Genomic DNA, 18,016 nt, shown 5'->3' with positions numbered 1-18,016 from the left:
AAATATAACATGGAGATAGGAACACCTCTTTTTGAAGGAGCTAAGAAATTGTTATGGTTAGGTGGAGGAGAACTAGGTAAGGAAATGGTAATAGAAGCTCAAAGAATGGGAGTAGAAACTGTCGTCATAGATAGATATGATTTAGCTCCAGCCATGCATGTTGCACATAGAAAGTATGTTGTGAACATGCATGATGGGGGTGCAATTGAGAGCATAATAAGAAAGGAGAGACCTGATGCAGTAATAGCTGAAATTGAGGCTATTAACACAGAGACACTGAGTAAGATAGAGATGGACGGAATAAAGGTTATGCCTAACGCGAGGGCAGTGAAAATCTGTATGGATAGAATTGAACTAAGGAGATTTGCAGCAGAGAAGGTCAAAGTTCCTACAACAGCCTATGGTTTTGCAACTTCACCGGAAGAAGTTAAGAAAATGTGCAAAGACGTAGGTTACCCATGTATCATTAAACCACAGATGAGTTCGAGTGGTCACGGTCACGAGGTTATATATGACGAAAGTCAAGTGGAGGAGAAGTTTAAGGAGGCTCTAACACATGCAAGGGGAAAAAGTAAGACAGTTATTGTAGAGGAATATGTGAAAATAGATAGAGAGCTTACAGTTTTAACTTACAGGTATCCTCTCAGTTCAGGGGGAGTAGCCACAAAGACCATCTACCCAGTAGAGCACCAGAGACCTCAGGGTGTATACCATTATATAGAGTCCTGGCATCCTGCGACTGTAAGCCAAGACGTTATATCAAAGGCTTCAGAGTATGCAACTAAGGTGGTTAATGAATTAGGAGGTTTTGGAATCTTTGGTGTTGAAATAATGATAGCAGGTAATAGGGTTCTGTTTAACGAGGTTGCACCAAGACCACATGATACAGGATTAGTAACATTAGTGAGTAGTGACATTAGCGAATTTCAGGTACATGTAAGAAGTGCATTAGGCTTACCTACGCCAGATGTTAAGGTTGTAACACCAGCTGCTGCCCACGTCATATTAGCTTCAGGAGAGAAATGGGCACCAAAATACATTAACGTCGATAAGGCTTTGGAAATTCCTGGCGTTCAGGTAAGATTATTCGGAAAACCTGTCACCTACAACGAAAGGAGAATGGGTATAGTACTGGCTACAGGAAACAGTGTTGAGGAGGCAAAGGAGAAAGTTAGAAAAGCCTCTGCTCTAATTCTAGTTTCATAAACCGTGTATACCCTTTATTTTTTCCACAACCTCATTCACTTTCTTTACTACAAAATCAGACGATACAGTGTATGAGGGGTCTTCTAAGTCCTCATAATCACTTAAACCTAACTCTGCTAATGTCGCTATTGACAGTACCCAAATTTTAGCTGTGGCTTCATAGCTGTACCCACCACCGCCTGTCATCACAATCTTGCTCTTAAATCTCTGTGCGAGATCTTTTAATAAAGAAATTACGTCAACATATCCTTTGTTGGTTAACTTAAGTTCCACCAATGGGTCAGTGAAATGAGAATCGCCTCCATTTAATATTATGATTAAATCAGGTTTATACGACTCCACCTTAGGTATAACTGTTTCTGTGAAAGCCTTAAGGTATTCCTTATCCCCAGTACCTGGTGGTAAAGGAACATTCAATACTAAACCCTCACCTCTTCCCCTTCCTATTTCGTCATAGTTACCAGTTCCTGGGAAGAAGCCCCTGTGATACATATGAAGAGAGATCTTAAGTGAGTTCGGGTCATCAAATAGCATATACTGGGTTCCATCACCGTGATGACCGTCAATATCGATTAGTGCAATTCTATTATATTTCTCCTGAGCTATCTTGATAGCTAATGCGACATCATTGAATACACAAAAGCCTGAGGCAGAGGAGTACTTTGCGTGATGAAAGCCTCCTCCTATATTGAACACAACATCATACTTGTCCAAGAGTTTTATAGTAGTTACAGTCCCGCTCGTTCTAGATAGTGCACCCTCATACATTCCTTTAAATGCAGGGGTATCCCCATCGTCTAAATATCCTGTTCCCTCCTCACTCTTCTTTTTCACCAGCTGGATATAATCTCTTGAGTGAACCTTAAGTAAGTCCTCCTCACTTATTAAATCAGGTTTTATTACATCCATGTAATGGAATGCTCCTCTCTCCTCTAAGATCTTCTTTGCCATAGTTTCCCTTAAAGCCTTAAAAGGATGATTTCCTGGAAATGAATACTTTAAATAATCATAATCCCATAGAAATGCAACATTCATGAATTTTAATATATATCAAAAACTATATAAGTGTACACGAGGATTTTTCCATGATGAGCTTATCTAATCTACTAGAGGAACCGAAAGTTATCGCAACTTATGGTGATAGGATAAGGGAAGTTATTAGTAAAATGAGGGAGCAAAACCAATGGGTTGTACCAGTTCTGAAAGAGAAGTTATTAGTTGGTATAATTAGTTACAATGACTTGTTAAAGAAGAGAATTAGTCCTGAATCTAAAGTCGTAAATCTCATGAGCCCTCCAATTTCAGTAAATCTAAATGATGATATTGGAAGAGTCATAGCAAAATTTTACACCACACGAAGTAGAGCGATTCCAGTTATTGACGAGAAGAAGAGGTTTACAGGTATAGTTACACGGGAGAGAGTACTGTTACAGTTCTTAAATGAGGAGGAGTTCAAAAAGGCGAAAGTCAGGGAAGTGATGAACTCCCCTGCAATAACTATAGACGCGGAAGATTCAGTGGCTAGAGCTAGGTGGTTAATGAGTAACAATAACATAACAAAACTCCCTGTTATACAAGGTAAAGAAGTTGCAGGAATTATCAGTGCCAGGGATATACTGAACAGATTATACAGCATTAGCGGAAAGAAGAAGTCCTCCATACTTACTGAGGAAGAGAGATTAATGGCAATGCCGATAAAGGAAATAATGAACTACCCCGTAATAACTGTAAATGGAGCAGAGAATCTTCACTCTGCAGTGAATACTCTACTCACCAGAAAGATATCAGGTATGCCAGTACTAGAAGGTAACATGATTGTGGGAATGTTTAGCGGAATTGATGCGCTTAAAGTTATTGCAAGGAAATTCGAACTTTCTATGCCGATAGAGGCTAAGTTAACTGGTGAACTTAAGGAGGGCAATTCAAGGGCAATAATAGACTCCATCTTAGAGAGGTATTTAGCTAAACTGGAAAGATTGACTGAAATTCTTGATTTTAAGGTCGCCTTTAAGGAGGAGGCAAAAAGCGAAAATAATAAGAAAGTCTACCAAGTCACCGCTAGGGTTTCCACCAAGATGGGTGAATTCATTGCAAAGGAAAGAGACTGGGATCCAATAACTGCGTTAAGGAAAGCAGTGGAGAAGTTAGAGGACAGAGTGATTAAGACATCGAGAAAAATGGAGAGCAAAAGGAGAAAACCCAAGGCAGAAGAGATTTGAAGTTTGGTATAGTTCAGGTAAATAAAAAAGGATTAGCATTAGAGTTAACAGAGAACGCGTTGAGAGAAGGAGCTGAAGTAGTGCTATTACCTGAAAAATGGGTAAAAACACTGGATGAGCTACCACTGGAAGACTTACGAAATTTAGCCAAGAGGTATACTGCATACATAATTCCAGGTGCTGTAGAGGACGGTGTGTCAATAATCTCGCCTATTATAAGTTATGACGGTGAAGTAAAAGGAATAGCGAAGAAGATCCATTTGTTTTTGGAGGAGAGTAAAAGACTCCTCCCAGGAACTTTCACCACAATGTTTAATTTTAGGGGGATCAAGATAGGTGTAGTAATTTGTTATGATGCTGACTTCCCAGAGGTAATACGAAGTATGTTCTTAAAGGGTGTGGAGATAGTTTTAGTTCCCTCAAAAATTCCCACAGACGGAATAGACTTGTGGAGGGAGTATTTAAGGACTAGAGTTCTAGAGAATAGAATTGCAATAATAAACTCAAACGCAATTTTTCCCCCAGATTTTCCAGGAAAAAGTATAGTTTATGTGCCTAAGTTTCAAGGTAGGTTTGTTTATCCTTATGTGCTCGGAGAACTAGACTCGAGCGAGAGTTACATGGTTGTTGATGTGAATCCGTTGGACTTTGTGAATATGAGATTAGAAAGACTAAAGGAATATAGAAATTTCGAAATTACCGAACTAAAATGATTAATAAAAGACCCAACGTATTTTAGTAAGGATGAACTCAGTAAAGTTGTTTAGCGCGAAGAATGAGATAAAAAACTTATTCGAAAGAACATTAAAAATCGCAGAAGAATTAGACTTAGTACCATTAATATCTCTCTATCTAGAGGACGAAATATTGAAAAAGCTAGTTAAGTCTCTGGATCAGAAATTAGGACCAATATTTGAAAAATTTAGAACTAGTCGTGTGGAGTTTGTGAAGAACGCCAAGAATGTATTAGGTTGGAATAATAATGAATACGTAGAATACATTTACTATGCTGTTCCCATTAGCGAGGAAGTAGAGGTCACGTTCGTAAGAAATAACTGGTTACCCCCTAAAGCCATGATACTAAGGGGTAAAGTAAGATACACTTTTATGCCCTATTCAAGTTACTCTGAACTAGAGTCGTCAATAGCTAGAAGGGATGAGGAGGATATTATAGTTGAATTTAACAAAGGATTACCTGTTAACGTCGAGAAGAAGAGAAATATTTACACTGATTTTAGGAATGTAACAGAGACTTTAGAGTCTAAAAAACCTGTCATAGTAAACTTGTCTCCCACTTCGAGTTCATATATCCTTGCAGGTATAATTGCCAATAACGTATACCCCCTCAAAAATAGGGTACTAATAACTAGAGACAAGGAGGAATTAACGTACAGGATTTTAGAGGGAAAGGCGAGTAAGAATGATATACTAAATGGTGATGTTGTAGATTCTACAAGTAAAGCTGAGTTATACTATGATTACAAAACAGGATTTATAAATAATAAAAACAAGAAAATTATAGTAGATGGTTTACTCTCCAAGATGCCTGGACTTTGAACAGTAGGTATTATAATGATAAAATAAATATGAAAGTGGTTACTTAAACATTTGGAAGACTGCTTATACCATTTTATAAACTTATTTATATCTCTAACTACGTATATACAATTGATATGAGAATTAGTTGGATGATTGGAGGAGCTCAAGGAACAGGTATAGATACTTCTGCCAATATTTTTGGAAAAGTTGTCTCCACATTAGGGTACTACATATATGGTAACAGAGAATACCACTCAAACATAAAGGGAAGACATAGTTACTTCACCCTAACAATAAGCGACAAAAAGGTAAGAAGCATACCGGAGAAAGCGGATATACTAGTCTCATTTGATGCAGAGACTGTATTACAACATTTCAATGAGATTAAAGGTTACATAATTTACAATGAGGGAGTAAAAGGAACAAAAGTTGAAACCGTGCAATCAATGGAATCTGAAGCTGCGGAAAGGATATCAAAACAACTGGAAAGTGAGAATTTACCTAAGACTGTTGAAGGAGCTCTAGAGTCAGCAAAAAGAAGAGGAGTCAAGCTTATTCCTGTAAACTATGACGAAATTGCAAAGAAAGTAGCTGAAGAAGCTAAGGTACAACTTTCAGTTGTGGAAAGGGTAAAGAACGTAATTGGAATAGCAGTTTCCACAAAGTTATTGGGAATAAATGAGGAACACTTAGCAAAGGTTGCAGGGTCTACATTTAAGCAAGAATTGTACAGAAAGCTTAACGTTATGGCAATAAAGAAAGCTTATGAGCTTACAGAAAGCGTCTACTCACTACCGAAACTTGAAGGTGCACCGGAAAGGTATCTATTAGATGGAAACACTGCAGTAGCAATAGGAAAATTATATGGTGGACTTAGGTTCCAATCATATTACCCCATTACCCCTGCATCAGACGAAAGCATGTACATTGAAGCTCATCAGGAAGTGTTAATGGAAGATCCAAAGACAGGGGATAAAAAGAAAGGTGCAGTTGTAGTAGTTCAAGCTGAAGATGAATTAGCTGCTGTTAACATGGCTGTGGGTGCAGCTTTAACAGGAATAAGATCCTCTACTGCAACTTCTGGTCCAGGATTTTCGCTAATGGTGGAAGGAATAGGCTGGGCTGGAATGAACGAGGTTCCTGTAGTTATAACATATTACATTAGAGGTGGTCCCTCTACAGGATTACCAACAAGAACTTCACAAGCCGATTTACTTTTCTCGATGTTCGCTGGACACGGAGAATTCCCCAAGATAGTTGTCGCCTCAGGAACACATGACGAAGCATTTAAAGATGCAGTACTTACGTTGAACTTAGCAGAGAGATATCAGACACCGGTTATTCACCTGGTAGAGAAGACGCTTGCAAACTCTTACACTACTGTACCAAAGCAGGATTTAGGAGTGGGTCAGCTTTACGCTGATAGAGGCAAACTCATATTGAGCCCACCAGAGGATTACGCCAGATTCCAGTTTACTGAAGATGGTGTATCACCAAGAGCACCTCTAGGCAAGGCTTTAATGTATTATACAGGAGACGAGCATAATGAATATGGTTTTATTAGCGAAGACCCAGTTAACAGAAACATAATTTACGAGAAGAGAATGAAAAAGTTAGAGCTTGCTGATAAGGAAATACCAGAGGAGGAAAGAGTAAAGGTGTACGGAAATGTGAACTCAGAGAATGTGGTAATAACTTGGGGCGCGCCTACAGGAGTATTCATAGATATTTTAGAGGAGACAAAATTAGATTTTGCCTTACTTCAGCTTAGAATGTTCTCACCCTTCCCGTCGAGGTTTGTCAGTAAATTCTTACAGGGAAGGAAGAAGATTATTGCAGCTGAAGGTAACTATTTAGCACAGGCAGGAAAGATAGTTAAGATGAACACAGGTATAGAGGCAACAAACTACATACTTAAATGGAATGGAAGACCATTCCTAAGAGATGAAGTAGAAGAAGCTTTAAGGAATGTAATCGAAAAAGATGTGAAAAAGGTGATGTTAAGTGGCGGGTCATAAGTTCCATTGGAATGATTGGTGCCCAGGCTGTGGAAACTTCGGAATACTAAGTGCAGAGCAACAAGCGATAACAGAACTTGGGATAACAAAGAACACTGTGATAGTGGGAGGAATAGGTTGTTCAGGCAAACTCTCACAATATACAAGGATACCTGTTAGTGGAGTTCACACATTACACGGTAGAGCGATACCGTTTGCAGTAGGTATAAAGCTAGCTAATCCATCCCTTGAGGTTATTGTAAATGGAGGAGACGGTGACCTACTAGGAATTGGTGCTGGTCATTTCGTATCAGTTGGAAGGAGAAATGTGGACATTGTGGTAATCCTTCACAATAACGGAGTTTATGGTTTGACAAAAGGTCAAGCAGCTCCTACACTATTTAGGGGAATGAAGACCAAATCATTACCAAGACCAAATATAAATGACGCAATAAACCCAGTTACATTAGCCTTAGCCTCTGGTTACACTTTCGTTGCAAGAGCCTATGCCTACGATGTGCCACACCTAAAGGAGATTATAAAACAGGCTATAAAACACAAGGGATTAGCCTTCGTAGATATACTTCAACCATGTCCCACTTATAATGACATAAACACCAAGGAATGGTATGATAAAAGAGTGTATAAGATGCAAGATATGGACCCAGTAGTGAAATCAGAGAGTGAGATGCAGGAGAAGTTGAAGAAAGCTATAGATAAAAGCTATGAGTGGGGAGAGAGAATTCCAATTGGAATATTCTACAAGAATGAGTTAGTACCAACCTATGAGGAAAGAATAAAGACAAGTGCACCATCTTACTATGACAACTACCCTGCTGAGCAGAAAATTGAATATGAAAAGAAATTGACCACAATCATAGACCCACTATTGGAAGAGAGAAAGGTATCTGAGGACAATTAGACAAAAATTCCGTAAGGATCTAAAGCATTTTTTAAAATTTTATATGCTTCACTTTCAATACCGAAGCAATCTTCATCCTCCTTACAACCTTTTTCCACAACCACTGAGATATTACTCCTCCTTAGTTCTAGGGCTTTCTCATCACATACCTTAACGTACCCAGAACCGAAATATCCTATACCAGTGCTGAAGGATTTTATCAGATCTAACTCGCCTCCCCTATATGTTGTTATCCCGAAAATTCTCTCGCACTGTAGATCATGGCTAGGAATGCCATCAACAAGAGAAATATTGTACTCCTTCTCTACACTCCTCAAGTAATCTTGAAACCCAGCGAATATAGCGTATTTCTTTATTTCTCCAGAGTCTGCAGAGAAGAGTATTCCCCACGGTCTCTCATTTAATACCTTATCTACGTCGTTTATTTCAGCATACATTATCTTCTCTGGTTTAGGTATCAGTCTTACAATGATCTCTAAATAGGCTCCTAATAATCCTAGTGATCCTGACAGTGATTTCCAAATCTTATAGCCACTGGAGAATTTTGGTGTTACTCCTCCACTCTTCACCACTGTACCCTCTCCTGTCAATATCTTAGCTCCTAAAACAAAATCTTTAGGGTATGGGAACCAAATGGAGTATAACGATGGATAGTTTCTCCCAAATAAACCCCCAACACTCCCATCATATACAAAGGGCAATAGTAAGTTTTTCTTCTCTAGCTCTTCTTGTAACTTTAAACTATCCACACCACTTTGCACTATAGCGTATAAGTCGGCTTCTCTTATCTCCAATATTCTATCTAATTTCTTAGTCGATATGCATATATCAGCCTTAGGCAACTTACCAATGTGATGATTGCCATAACCCATTATGTGAACCTTTAGTTTCCTTTTAATAGCCTCTCCAATTACTTCGCTCAACTTTTCATAATTGTCTGGATATTCAATATCGCACATCGCTCCTTTATTAACCTAATCACTAAAATAAATTTTGTTTAATAACTCTACAACATGATTCACTTTAGAAAAGTTCTTTCTATAATTTAATCCTACTAATTAATTGTTAACAAAAATTTATTTCCATTAAATCATAAAGTGAAACTGTAGTGTTGATCCAAGACCTAAAACAAATAGTTGGGGACAAGTGGGTCATAAAGGATGAAGAGAGAAGACTCTATGGTTTTGATGGTCTAACAGCAGTAAAGGGAGAACCAGAATTAGTTGTACTACCCGGTAATGAAGAGGAGGCAATTGCTGTAATAAGATACTTGATACAGAATAGAAGAAAAATTATAATTAGAGGTTCTGGAACTAGTCTCAGCGGAGCTACGGTTCCTGTGGAAGGTGATGAGGTTGTGGTCTCCTTATCGAGGTTAAACAAGGTTTATGGAATCAGAGGACTGGAAATTGAGGTAGGACCTGGAATAGCTAATGCACTTGTAACTAAGAGTTGTCCTCCACACCTGTTTTACGCTCCTGATCCCGCAAGTTACCAGGTATCAAGTATTGGAGGTAACATATCTCACGACTCAGGAGGAGTCCATGTGGTGAAATATGGACCTACATTTAATAGCGTGGTTTCGGTAAAGGTTATTCTTGCAAACGGGAATGTGGAGGAGATCAAGCCCTCACCGTTTCTGAATCCAACTAGCATTTTTATCGGAGGAGAGGGTGGCTTAGGGGCTGTCTTAAGGGCTAGGCTCAGGTTATATCCCAAACCCAAATCCAGGAAGAGTGTATTTGCAACTTTTAATGACGTCAAAGACGCAGGAAAGGCGATTATTGATATCTTTAAGAAGGGAGTTATCCCCTCGGCACTCGAGATGATGGACAGATATTCCATAATTGCAATAGAAAAGAGTAGATATAGGGCAGGCTTACCTGAAGTTGAGGCGATATTGCTTATAGAACTAGATGGTTCAGAGATTCAAGTGAAGAGTGAAGAGAGTAGAGTCAGGGATGTAATAAGCGAAAATAACGGTGAGATAATTAATCCAAAGGAACCAGAAAAGTTCTGGAGTGCAAGAAGGGGAGCTTTTCCGGCTATGGGAGTTATCTCACCGGCATATATCACCTTAGACTGTAATGTGTTGAGAAGTAACTTACCTGAAGTTTTAGCGAAGATACGTGAAATATCTATAAAGCAGAACCTGTATATCGCAAATGTATTTCATGCTGGAGATGGGAATCTTCATCCACTTATCTCTTATAATCCTGAGGACTTCGATAGCTTCGTAAAGGCTGTAAAAGCCAGTGATGAAATAGAGAAATTAGTTATTGAAAGTGGTGGTGTTCCCTCAGGAGAGCACGGAATAGGAATTGAGAAAGTTAAATATCTTGACTTATATTATGATGAAAAATCATTAGAAGTGATGAAAAAAATTAAGACAACCTTCGACACATATGGGCTGTTTAATCCTTGTAAGACATTAGGTGGTTGTAAAGCTTACACAAAAGAGTTAAAGGTGTTGTGGGAATGGGATTAGAGGAAGCTCTAAAATGTGTTCATTGTGGATTTTGTCTAGAGTCTTGCCCAACTTATGTTGTAACTAGATCAGAAATACACTCACCAAGAGGTAGGATAACTGCTGTAAAATTAGGAATAGACAGTGAAGGTCTTAAGACCTGCATGTTTTGTAGAAAATGTGAAATAGCCTGTCCAAGTGGGGTGAAGTACTCAGAGATATTCGTAAATTCAAGAAAGTCTAACCCATTGGAAAGATCTATGTTAAGATTACTTGAAAAACCCTCATCATTAGCCTTACCTCTGAAAATAGGAATGGGAGTGGAGACCAGCCTTCCTCTAGAGTACAGAGACCAGAATGAAGATTTAATAATATTTCCAGGATGTTTAACCTCAGTTATATCTAGAAGTAGTGTAGAGAAAGCAGTGAAATACTTCAAAGGTCTAGGGTACAACGTAAAAGTCATTAATACTTGCTGTGGTTTAGCTCACTCACATGTAGGTGAGAACAAGAGAGCCATGGATATTGTTCAAAAGCTAAGAGAGGAGTTTAAGGGAAAGACAGTTGTGTCTCTTTCCTCCAATTGCAGTGCTTTTATGAAAGAGAATGGGTTAGATGTGTATGACTTCCCTGAGTTTGTACTATCTAAAAATTTGCCATTACCTAAAGTTAATGAAAAAGTTACCATACATTATCCCTGTCATGCCCACGTTGTCGGTATTGAAGGTTATATAAGGAAGATGGCTGAGAAACTAGGTTTGACAATAATGGATTCTGACGATCCTTACTTCGAATGTGGTGCTGGAGGTTCACAAATATTCTTTAACAAACAGATATCCTCTGATGTAATGAGTAGAAAGAAGGAGAAAGTAATGAAGAGTGGGGTTAATACTGTGATTTCAACAAATCCGTCATGCACACTCGCCTTTATAAAAATGGGTTTAAAACCTATTCACCTAGTGGATTTACTTTAGATTTTTCACTCCAGACTACGGTGTATTATGAGAAGAATCTGAAATAAAGGGTATAGAGTTAAGAGTCTATATATGATAATCACTGTCATCAATCAGAAAGGAGGTGTAGGGAAAACTACAACCTCCGTAAATCTCTCTTACACTTTATCCAAAAATAAAAATACGGCATTACTAGACCTTGATCCCGAAGGTGGAGCTACAATATCATTTGGAATAAAGAGGGAAAAAAGGGAATATCCATTAGGAGGAAAAAGTGTGAATATATTTAACGTGGAAGTATTTCTTGCACATATTGGTCTACTCAAACTAGAGCTCAATGGTGATATAGAGTCTATAGTCTCCTCTCTTAAGAAACTTGCCGAGAACTTTGACTTTCTAGTCATAGATACTCCCCCTAACTTGGGCACATTAGCAGTCTCTGCCATGATTGCTGGGGATAAGATAGTTACACCAATTACCCCACAACCCCTTGTGCTAGAGGCTGCCAAGAATCTGGATTCTAGACTGCAGGGTCTAAGGAAACCTGCAATAGCATTTACGAACATGAGTAAGAAATCTGTAAAGCTTGAGCTACCTTCAGTCAAGAGTATAGACTTATCAATCCCACAGTCTAAACTTTTCTCTGAAGCCACTAGACTCGGAGTTCCAGCCCTTAGATATGAAGAATTTAGAGTGAAGAGACCTAAGTTTTCACAATTATATGAAGACTTAGCTAAAGTGGTGATAGAAGGATGAGTGAGTTAGACTTAATCTTAAACAGAAAAAAGACTGAACAGAAAGTAGAGGCTAGTGAACAGAAAGTTGAGTCCAGACAGGAGACTTCCAAGTCTACTACCCAGAAATTAGCAGAGACCAAAACTAGTGAAACCCAGGAAAAGGTTAATGAGAATGACGCTTCAAAAAGCCCTAGGGAAGATTTAGAGGAAGTGAAGAGTAGTCCAAACTCAAATTCAGAGGTCAAGGTGGATAACATAAAGGGAATAATGAAAAAGTTCATAGATAGGGATCCTAAAATAGGGATATGGAGTTATCCGTCTTTTCTTGTGCTACAGTACTTGTATCATACAGTTCCTGGATTTAAAATGAGTAAGATTGCAAAGGACGCCTTAGAGCGTGGACTGAGAGAGATATATCCGGATCTTTTTAGAATAGCAGAGGAGGTCACATTAGAGAGTAAAAAGAGTTAATGATATTACTATAATGAATATTACCAAAGTAGGGTCATTCAAAAAGACTTCACCATTAAATAATTTGATCCCAAGAACCTTAAGTCCACTTATTTAAGTTTATTATATAAAATCACTAGACCAGCTACTAGAACTATTATTAAACTTACAATAATTATCCCAAATATGATATTAAGTAGTGGTGGATACTGTATTATAGTAATTGATTTCACAGACGTCATGGAATTTACTATAGTGTAATCCGTAGTCAGGCTGGTAATTGTTATGGGAACTTGATTATTAGGAGAAGCGGCGAGTTGTTGGTTTTCTACTAAAACTAAACCCTTATTCACTGTATATGAGGATGTTGGTGGTATGCCAATTTCCTTTAGTGATTGAGAAAGTATGAAATCTCCTAGAGCCACTCCAATTAATAATAAGGAAACTCCAATTATCAGTAGCAATCTCCACTTATTCACACTTTATAAATTTTACCTCTCCATATAATATTCTTTTCTCTTAAAGTTAAGGCGATTAAGAACAATGAGTAAAATATTGCTAATATCGAGGCTAATGAAGGAATTATTGAATTGGACAGACCTATCTTATAACTTCTCAAAATATTTTTAAAAACCCAAAAGATGAAGGGAGTTATTGCAAATACGTTGAAGGGTATCAAGAAGAGAAAAGCTAGCATGAAGATTGCTACAATTATAAATCCATTGACTCCCCTCCTTGAGTATCTCCACACTGTTATTAGTTGCCTTTTACTCCATGTTATCAATTGGGTTTCGTCGTAGAAATTTAACGGCATTGCGTTGAATACAAAACCTAATTTTCCTCTTTCTTTGGCTATCCTTGTTAAGGTACAATCATCGCACCACTGAGTTTTTAACTCCTGAATTACCCTCTCGTCGAAGAATTCCCTTTTGAAAGCCATAGACCCTCCCCAAAGGAATGTTCCCCCTACAGCCTGGCTCTCGAACCCTAAGGTCCAAAATCCCGCCCTTATTATATTACCGATTGTAAGCCTAACAGGCTTTGCCCATGAAAACACCGTTGTTGCAACATAGTTAGATAATGGGGATACTAGTTCTTTTAGCCAATACTTAGGGAACCATGTATCTGAATCGGCAAATACTATTATATCCCCTCTTGCGTGTTTTAGTCCCTCTAACTGGGCATTTATTTTCCCACTACATATGTCACAGTTTTTATTACTTACAACAACTTTCACGTTGTATTTCCTAAGGATAGGAACTATGGGATCATTTTCGTCATCGACTACATAGATTACCTCATATGCTGAATAATCCTGTGATAAAAGGGATTTGAGGTTTTCCTCTGCGTTTACATCCAAACCTCTAACAGGAATAATTACGGAAGCGAAGCCCCCTTGATTTCCACTTACCTCTCTTCGAACCTTAATCTCTCTGTAAATTTGGTACGTAATTAATAGGTCTGCTAATAGTACTATCGCCGAGCTTATCAGAAATATTAACATACTCTAATTCTAACCGCTTAAGTAAATTTAAAGCGTTCTCAGAGATACCGGGCGCAACTAGGATTCCTCTGGCGTTCTCTCCAATCTCCTTAAAATACATTATATACCTATATAGTTGAGATACAGCCTGAAGCGAAGCTTTAGCTCTTTTAAACTCTAAAACAACTAAATTACCCTCTTTATCCTTCCCTATTAGGTCTACGGTACCATAGGGAGTGCGATACTCTCGGTGAATTGGCTTAAATCCACCCTCTATTACATCAGGGTTATTTATAATGAAGTCCACTTCATCCTTCTCTCTTCCCACTAGAAAGAACTCTCCAGGCTTAACCTCTGAAGAGGTAATATAGTAGACTCTGTGGTGCAGAATGGAGAGTCTTTCCTTTGGTCTCTTCCTTTCAGCATTTACTGTCAATACTCCACTCTCTATACTGTACTCTATTCTCGATCCTGGAGGTTGCCAATTTACAGGCTCTCTTTTAGTAGGTCCGTGGATTATAACACTCCCATCTGGTTTGATAATTGTAAGTCTCGGTGAGAGAGAGGCTCGTGATTTAGCCCTGCCTGAATATAAGATTTCGCATTCAGAATAAATTGTAAGTAGAGCATTCACCGATTCATTGAGGAAAATTAAAGCCTCCTGTAAATCAGGCTCGAGTAATACCTTGAACATAGTATTACTTATAAAAAACTAATATATATTCACTCTAGAGAGAAGAATGTACTCTACACCCACTTCAGTCTAGCACCGCCATCAACTGGAATAACTACTCCATTAACCCATTGTGCCTCATTACTCAATAACCATGTTATAACTTGAGCAAAATCTTCAGGCGGTGCACCTGCATCACCTAATTTTCTCATCTTTCTCCAATCCCTACCTGGTACGAAATCACCCATTATAAAGCTTGGCGCTACACCAACAACCCTTATTCCCTTATTCAGCAATTCAGATGCTAGGATCTCTACTGCCTTGGTTAAACCCGATTTCGCAATTGCATAAGACAGTTGGTTTGGCAATGCTGTATATAATGCCCTAGTTGATGATACCATAACTATTGTGGAACCTTCATGAAGCTTTTCCAACGAGGCATTAACCAAATATAGTGGTGTTTTTATGTGGTTTTTCAACATTTCGTCTAATCCACTTGGAGATTCCACTGTATCCTCTAAATACCCACCTACTGTGATCACTAAATCAGTTATGTTTCCAGCCCTACTAACTACATCCCTAGCCCCTTGGGGGGTTGAGACATCCCCTACAACATAGCTGGCTTTATCCCCCAAAGATTTTACTATTTCCACAAGTTTTTTCTCACTTCTGGCATTAAGAACTACCTCAGCACCTTCGTTTATACTAAAATAGGCTACAGCATAACCTAAACCTGTACTTGTACCTGCAATTAAAACCCTTCTTCCCTTCAATCTCATGTTTTACCACCTAATAATAATCTAATCTTCTCTGAAGAGTCTACCGGTAAATTACAAGTATTACCTATACACACATAAACTCTACTGGAACCTTTATTGTAATTAACCATGGATTTTATAAAAGAGGGAAGCATATCTATAGAGTCTTCACTCACGAGCTCCACGACCTTGAAAGGATGATATATTTTCAGTGCAGATAGGTGAAGATCTTTAGCCTTACCGTCTTTTTCGTCAACTACCACAATATGAGCTAAACCTTTCTCAAAAGCCATTGAGTTAAATGTTACACCTGCAATGTAAGGGGAATCTATTGAATAAGAATTAGGAGTAAACTTAAATGACTCATCTAAAAGCGATAACTTCAGCAGTCCTTTGTTAGCTAAAGACGCATTACTCTCATTGGGAGAATCAATAGGGTAATTATAGTCCATCTCCTTTAATTCTCTTCCTATCCTAAGGGCTAGATCTCTATACTTCATTTTACCTGTTACCTCATAGGCTGATAATAAGGCTAGTAAAGCAGATGCATAATCTTCGGGTAAGCCATCTTTACCCCCCGTTAGTCTTCTAGTAATCTTAGTGTTTATCATATCTATTACCTTAAGGGCTTCATTTAAACCTTTACCTGTAATTGGATAAGCTAATGTTAAAGCCTCAGCTGTTCTACAGTTAGAGTGAGTATATACATTTGTGTCGATAAAGGGATACTTTCTTCTCTCTTCTCTATAGACTCTTAATCTTTCCCTAACATCATTCAGTTTACCTATTGGATCCTTGAACCTTTTACTTAATTCTCTTAAATCATAATTCCTTCTTAACACTTTTCTGCCTTCAACTTCTTTTCCAGTATCAACATTGAAAAATCTGATCCAAAAGTTAATATCTTCTCCACCGAGAGCTTCCTGAAACTCCTTTAACGTCCATGTATAGTAGAACCCTTCTACACCTTCTGAGTCCGCATCGACACTATTTGAAAACCCATCCACAGTGCTTAACTCCCTGAGAATGAAGTTCACAGTCATATTCATCGCGTCCAATATTTCAATATCCTCACTTTGCATGTAAGCCTGCGTGTAACTAATTAGAAGTTCAGCATTATCTATAAGGAGTTTTTCAAAATGCGGAACGTACCATTCATTGTCTACGGTGTATCTATGAAACCCACCACCGACCTGGTCAAAGATCCCACCATAATACATCTTCTTTAACGTAAACATAGAAAGTTTAGCCTCAGTATCACTCTTTGTGTAGAAAGAGTAAGCAATTAAGAGCTGATCTATAGTTGGGTGAGGAAATTTCATACTACCTAAGAGTCCACCGTTTTGAAAGTCAAAATTTGATGCAATATAACTCACTATGCTCTCCACTTGATCCCATTGGGCTTCAACTTTTTGATATCCTAGATTCTGAAGTGAAGAGTGAAGAGAATTAGCAGTCTGAAATATTTTATCCCTCTCATTCTTCCATAATCTTATAATCTCATTAAGAAGTCTCTTGAAACCAACCCTACCGTAGGAGTCCTCTGGAGGAAAATATGTTCCGCCGAAAAACACCTTACCATCAGGTGTCATAAATACCGTTAAAGGCCAACCAGATTCTCCAGTAATCGAGCTTACAGCAAGCTGAAGTCTCCTATCCAAGTCAGGCATCTCATCCCTATCTACTTTAATTGCAACAAAGTTTTTGTTAATTAAATCGATGACCTCCTTGTCCTCATAAGTTGTCTCATCCATTACGTGGCACCAGTGACACCATGAAGCGCCAACGTCTACCAATACTGGCTTATCCTCTTTTTTTGCCTTATCAAAAGCCTCATCACTCCACGGAAACCAATCAATAGGACTCTCTGAGGATAGTTTAAGAAATGCACTACTTACGTTACCTAATCTATTCATACGTGATATATATGTATATTAACAATAAAAAGTATGTATTATTGCCTTCTCTTTATAATCAAATAGATGGCTAACGCCATAACCCCTAAGCCTACACCTAACAAATCCACCGATGGAGAAGAGCTTGAGTTTAATTCATGAGATTTCACGAATGTGACATTTACAACTGAGTCATTGGTCACAAATAGTATGTAAAAGTTCGTGGAGACATTGTTTATAATACTGTTTGATCCTATTGGGGTAGTAATGTAGACATAAGAGTCATTTCTTACAAGGAATTGCGAACTTGATTTTATACTAATGTAGGATCCGTTATCGAATCTTATTTGTACATTGGAACCATTATTTACAATTACCTTAAGATCCACATATGTGGGGACAGCGGTCACGTTTATCAAATCATACAATGAAGAATTGAGGGTTAGCGTATTTGCCTTGATGCCATTAATGAATATCTGGTATCCAGGTTGAAGGGTTGATGCTTGAATAGTTATATTACCCTGTAATCTCAATGAGGTAGTTTTGCTAATTACAGTGAAATTATTTCCCTGCGTTATAGTTACCTGTAAGGGACCGTTTATTAGGATCTCTAGAGTATGTACTGAAGACTCTGTGACAATCGAAAAAATGCAGAGTGGGATTAGGATAGTTATAAAAAGAGAAATAGGGAGTAATGCTGGCAATTTCATTGACAAA

18 protein-coding genes are annotated in these 18,016 nt (G+C 38.2%); 10 read left to right on the top strand and 8 right to left on the bottom strand.

The features are described from left to right. Positions 1–9 precede the first annotated feature (9 nt). Positions 10–1,206, top strand: coding sequence for a formate-dependent phosphoribosylglycinamide formyltransferase (purT, locus tag SACI_RS01035; RefSeq protein WP_011277134.1), 1,197 nt, complete (start codon positions 10–12; stop codon positions 1,204–1,206). On the opposite strand, the gene SACI_RS01030 is transcribed toward purT, so the two are convergent. Further along, the gene (locus SACI_RS01030) at positions 1,201–2,241 is read right to left on the bottom strand and encodes an acetoin utilization protein AcuC (RefSeq protein WP_011277133.1); all 1,041 of its coding nucleotides are present in this window, start codon (positions 2,239–2,241) and stop codon (positions 1,201–1,203) included. The two genes, purT and SACI_RS01030, sit on opposite strands and share 6 nt — an antisense overlap. 50 nt (positions 2,242–2,291) lie before the next feature. Between SACI_RS01030 and SACI_RS01025 the strand changes: the two genes are divergently transcribed. From SACI_RS01025 to SACI_RS01005, 5 genes are all read left to right on the top strand, one after another. Further along, positions 2,292–3,425 carry a CBS domain-containing protein gene (locus tag SACI_RS01025; protein WP_011277132.1) on the top strand — a complete coding sequence of 378 codons (1,134 nt, stop codon included), beginning with the start codon at positions 2,292–2,294 and terminating at the stop codon, positions 3,423–3,425. Further along, positions 3,422–4,138, top strand: a complete 717-nt coding sequence (locus tag SACI_RS01020; RefSeq protein WP_011277131.1) for a carbon-nitrogen hydrolase family protein — start codon at positions 3,422–3,424, stop codon at positions 4,136–4,138. The genes SACI_RS01025 and SACI_RS01020 overlap by 4 nt, the downstream gene beginning before the upstream one ends. Positions 4,139–4,169: 31 nt before the next feature. Then, entirely contained in the window at positions 4,170–4,982 is an 813-nt protein-coding gene (locus tag SACI_RS01015; RefSeq protein ID WP_011277130.1) for a hypothetical protein, read from the top strand. 116 nt (positions 4,983–5,098) lie between these two features. Beyond that, complete coding sequence (locus SACI_RS01010) at positions 5,099–6,982, top strand: 2-oxoacid:ferredoxin oxidoreductase subunit alpha (protein WP_015385384.1); 1,884 nt, start codon at positions 5,099–5,101, stop codon at positions 6,980–6,982. Beyond that, complete coding sequence (locus SACI_RS01005) at positions 6,969–7,883, top strand: 2-oxoacid:ferredoxin oxidoreductase subunit beta (RefSeq protein WP_011277128.1); 915 nt, start codon at positions 6,969–6,971, stop codon at positions 7,881–7,883. Before SACI_RS01010 ends, SACI_RS01005 begins: the two co-directional genes overlap by 14 nt. Here the strand turns inward: SACI_RS01005 and SACI_RS01000 are convergent. Beyond that, positions 7,880–8,842: an FAD-binding oxidoreductase gene (locus tag SACI_RS01000; protein ID WP_011277127.1), complete on the bottom strand. Its 963-nt coding sequence runs from the start codon at positions 8,840–8,842 to the stop codon at positions 7,880–7,882. The genes SACI_RS01005 and SACI_RS01000 overlap by 4 nt on opposite strands. Before the next feature lie 152 nt (positions 8,843–8,994). Here SACI_RS01000 and SACI_RS00995 point away from each other — a divergent pair, with 152 nt between their 5' ends. From SACI_RS00995 to SACI_RS00980, 4 genes are all read left to right on the top strand, one after another. Further along, the gene (locus SACI_RS00995) at positions 8,995–10,371 is read left to right on the top strand and encodes an FAD-binding oxidoreductase (protein ID WP_011277126.1); all 1,377 of its coding nucleotides are present in this window, start codon (positions 8,995–8,997) and stop codon (positions 10,369–10,371) included. Beyond that, a complete protein-coding gene (locus tag SACI_RS00990) occupies positions 10,362–11,324 on the top strand; it encodes a (Fe-S)-binding protein (RefSeq protein ID WP_015385382.1) in 963 nt (320 codons plus the stop codon). Before SACI_RS00995 ends, SACI_RS00990 begins: the two co-directional genes overlap by 10 nt. Before the next feature lie 72 nt (positions 11,325–11,396). Continuing rightward, positions 11,397–12,059, top strand: coding sequence for a ParA family protein (locus SACI_RS00985; protein WP_011277124.1), 663 nt, complete (start codon positions 11,397–11,399; stop codon positions 12,057–12,059). Further along, complete coding sequence (locus SACI_RS00980; protein ID WP_011277123.1) at positions 12,056–12,511, top strand: hypothetical protein; 456 nt, start codon at positions 12,056–12,058, stop codon at positions 12,509–12,511. The genes SACI_RS00985 and SACI_RS00980 overlap by 4 nt, the downstream gene beginning before the upstream one ends. An 89-nt stretch (positions 12,512–12,600) precedes the next feature. On the opposite strand, the gene SACI_RS00975 is transcribed toward SACI_RS00980, so the two are convergent. Genes SACI_RS00975 through SACI_RS00950 form a run of 6 tightly spaced genes read right to left on the bottom strand, consistent with a single transcriptional unit; the run spans position 12,601 to position 18,009 of the window. After that, positions 12,601–12,969, bottom strand: coding sequence for a hypothetical protein (locus tag SACI_RS00975; protein WP_011277122.1), 369 nt, complete (start codon positions 12,967–12,969; stop codon positions 12,601–12,603). Then, positions 12,966–13,994, bottom strand: a complete 1,029-nt coding sequence (locus SACI_RS00970) for a glycosyltransferase (protein ID WP_011277121.1) — start codon at positions 13,992–13,994, stop codon at positions 12,966–12,968. Before SACI_RS00970 ends, SACI_RS00975 begins: the two co-directional genes overlap by 4 nt. Next, positions 13,915–14,667 (bottom strand): endonuclease NucS, encoded by a 753-nt coding sequence (gene nucS, locus SACI_RS00965; RefSeq protein WP_011277120.1) that lies wholly within the window; start codon positions 14,665–14,667, stop codon positions 13,915–13,917. The genes SACI_RS00970 and nucS overlap by 80 nt, the downstream gene beginning before the upstream one ends. A 53-nt stretch (positions 14,668–14,720) precedes the next feature. Next, a complete protein-coding gene (locus tag SACI_RS00960) occupies positions 14,721–15,425 on the bottom strand; it encodes an SDR family NAD(P)-dependent oxidoreductase (protein ID WP_011277119.1) in 705 nt (234 codons plus the stop codon). Continuing rightward, positions 15,422–17,320 carry a thioredoxin domain-containing protein gene (locus tag SACI_RS00955; protein WP_011277118.1) on the bottom strand — a complete coding sequence of 633 codons (1,899 nt, stop codon included), beginning with the start codon at positions 17,318–17,320 and terminating at the stop codon, positions 15,422–15,424. Before SACI_RS00955 ends, SACI_RS00960 begins: the two co-directional genes overlap by 4 nt. Positions 17,321–17,358: 38 nt before the next feature. After that, a complete protein-coding gene (locus SACI_RS00950) occupies positions 17,359–18,009 on the bottom strand; it encodes a hypothetical protein (RefSeq protein ID WP_015385381.1) in 651 nt (216 codons plus the stop codon). Positions 18,010–18,016: the final 7 nt, after the last annotated feature.

The sequence above is a fragment of the Sulfolobus acidocaldarius DSM 639 genome (genome assembly GCF_000012285.1).
Classification (GTDB): Archaea; Thermoproteota; Thermoprotei_A; order Sulfolobales; family Sulfolobaceae; genus Sulfolobus; species Sulfolobus acidocaldarius.
This window is presented reverse-complemented; position numbering and strand designations above follow the sequence as displayed.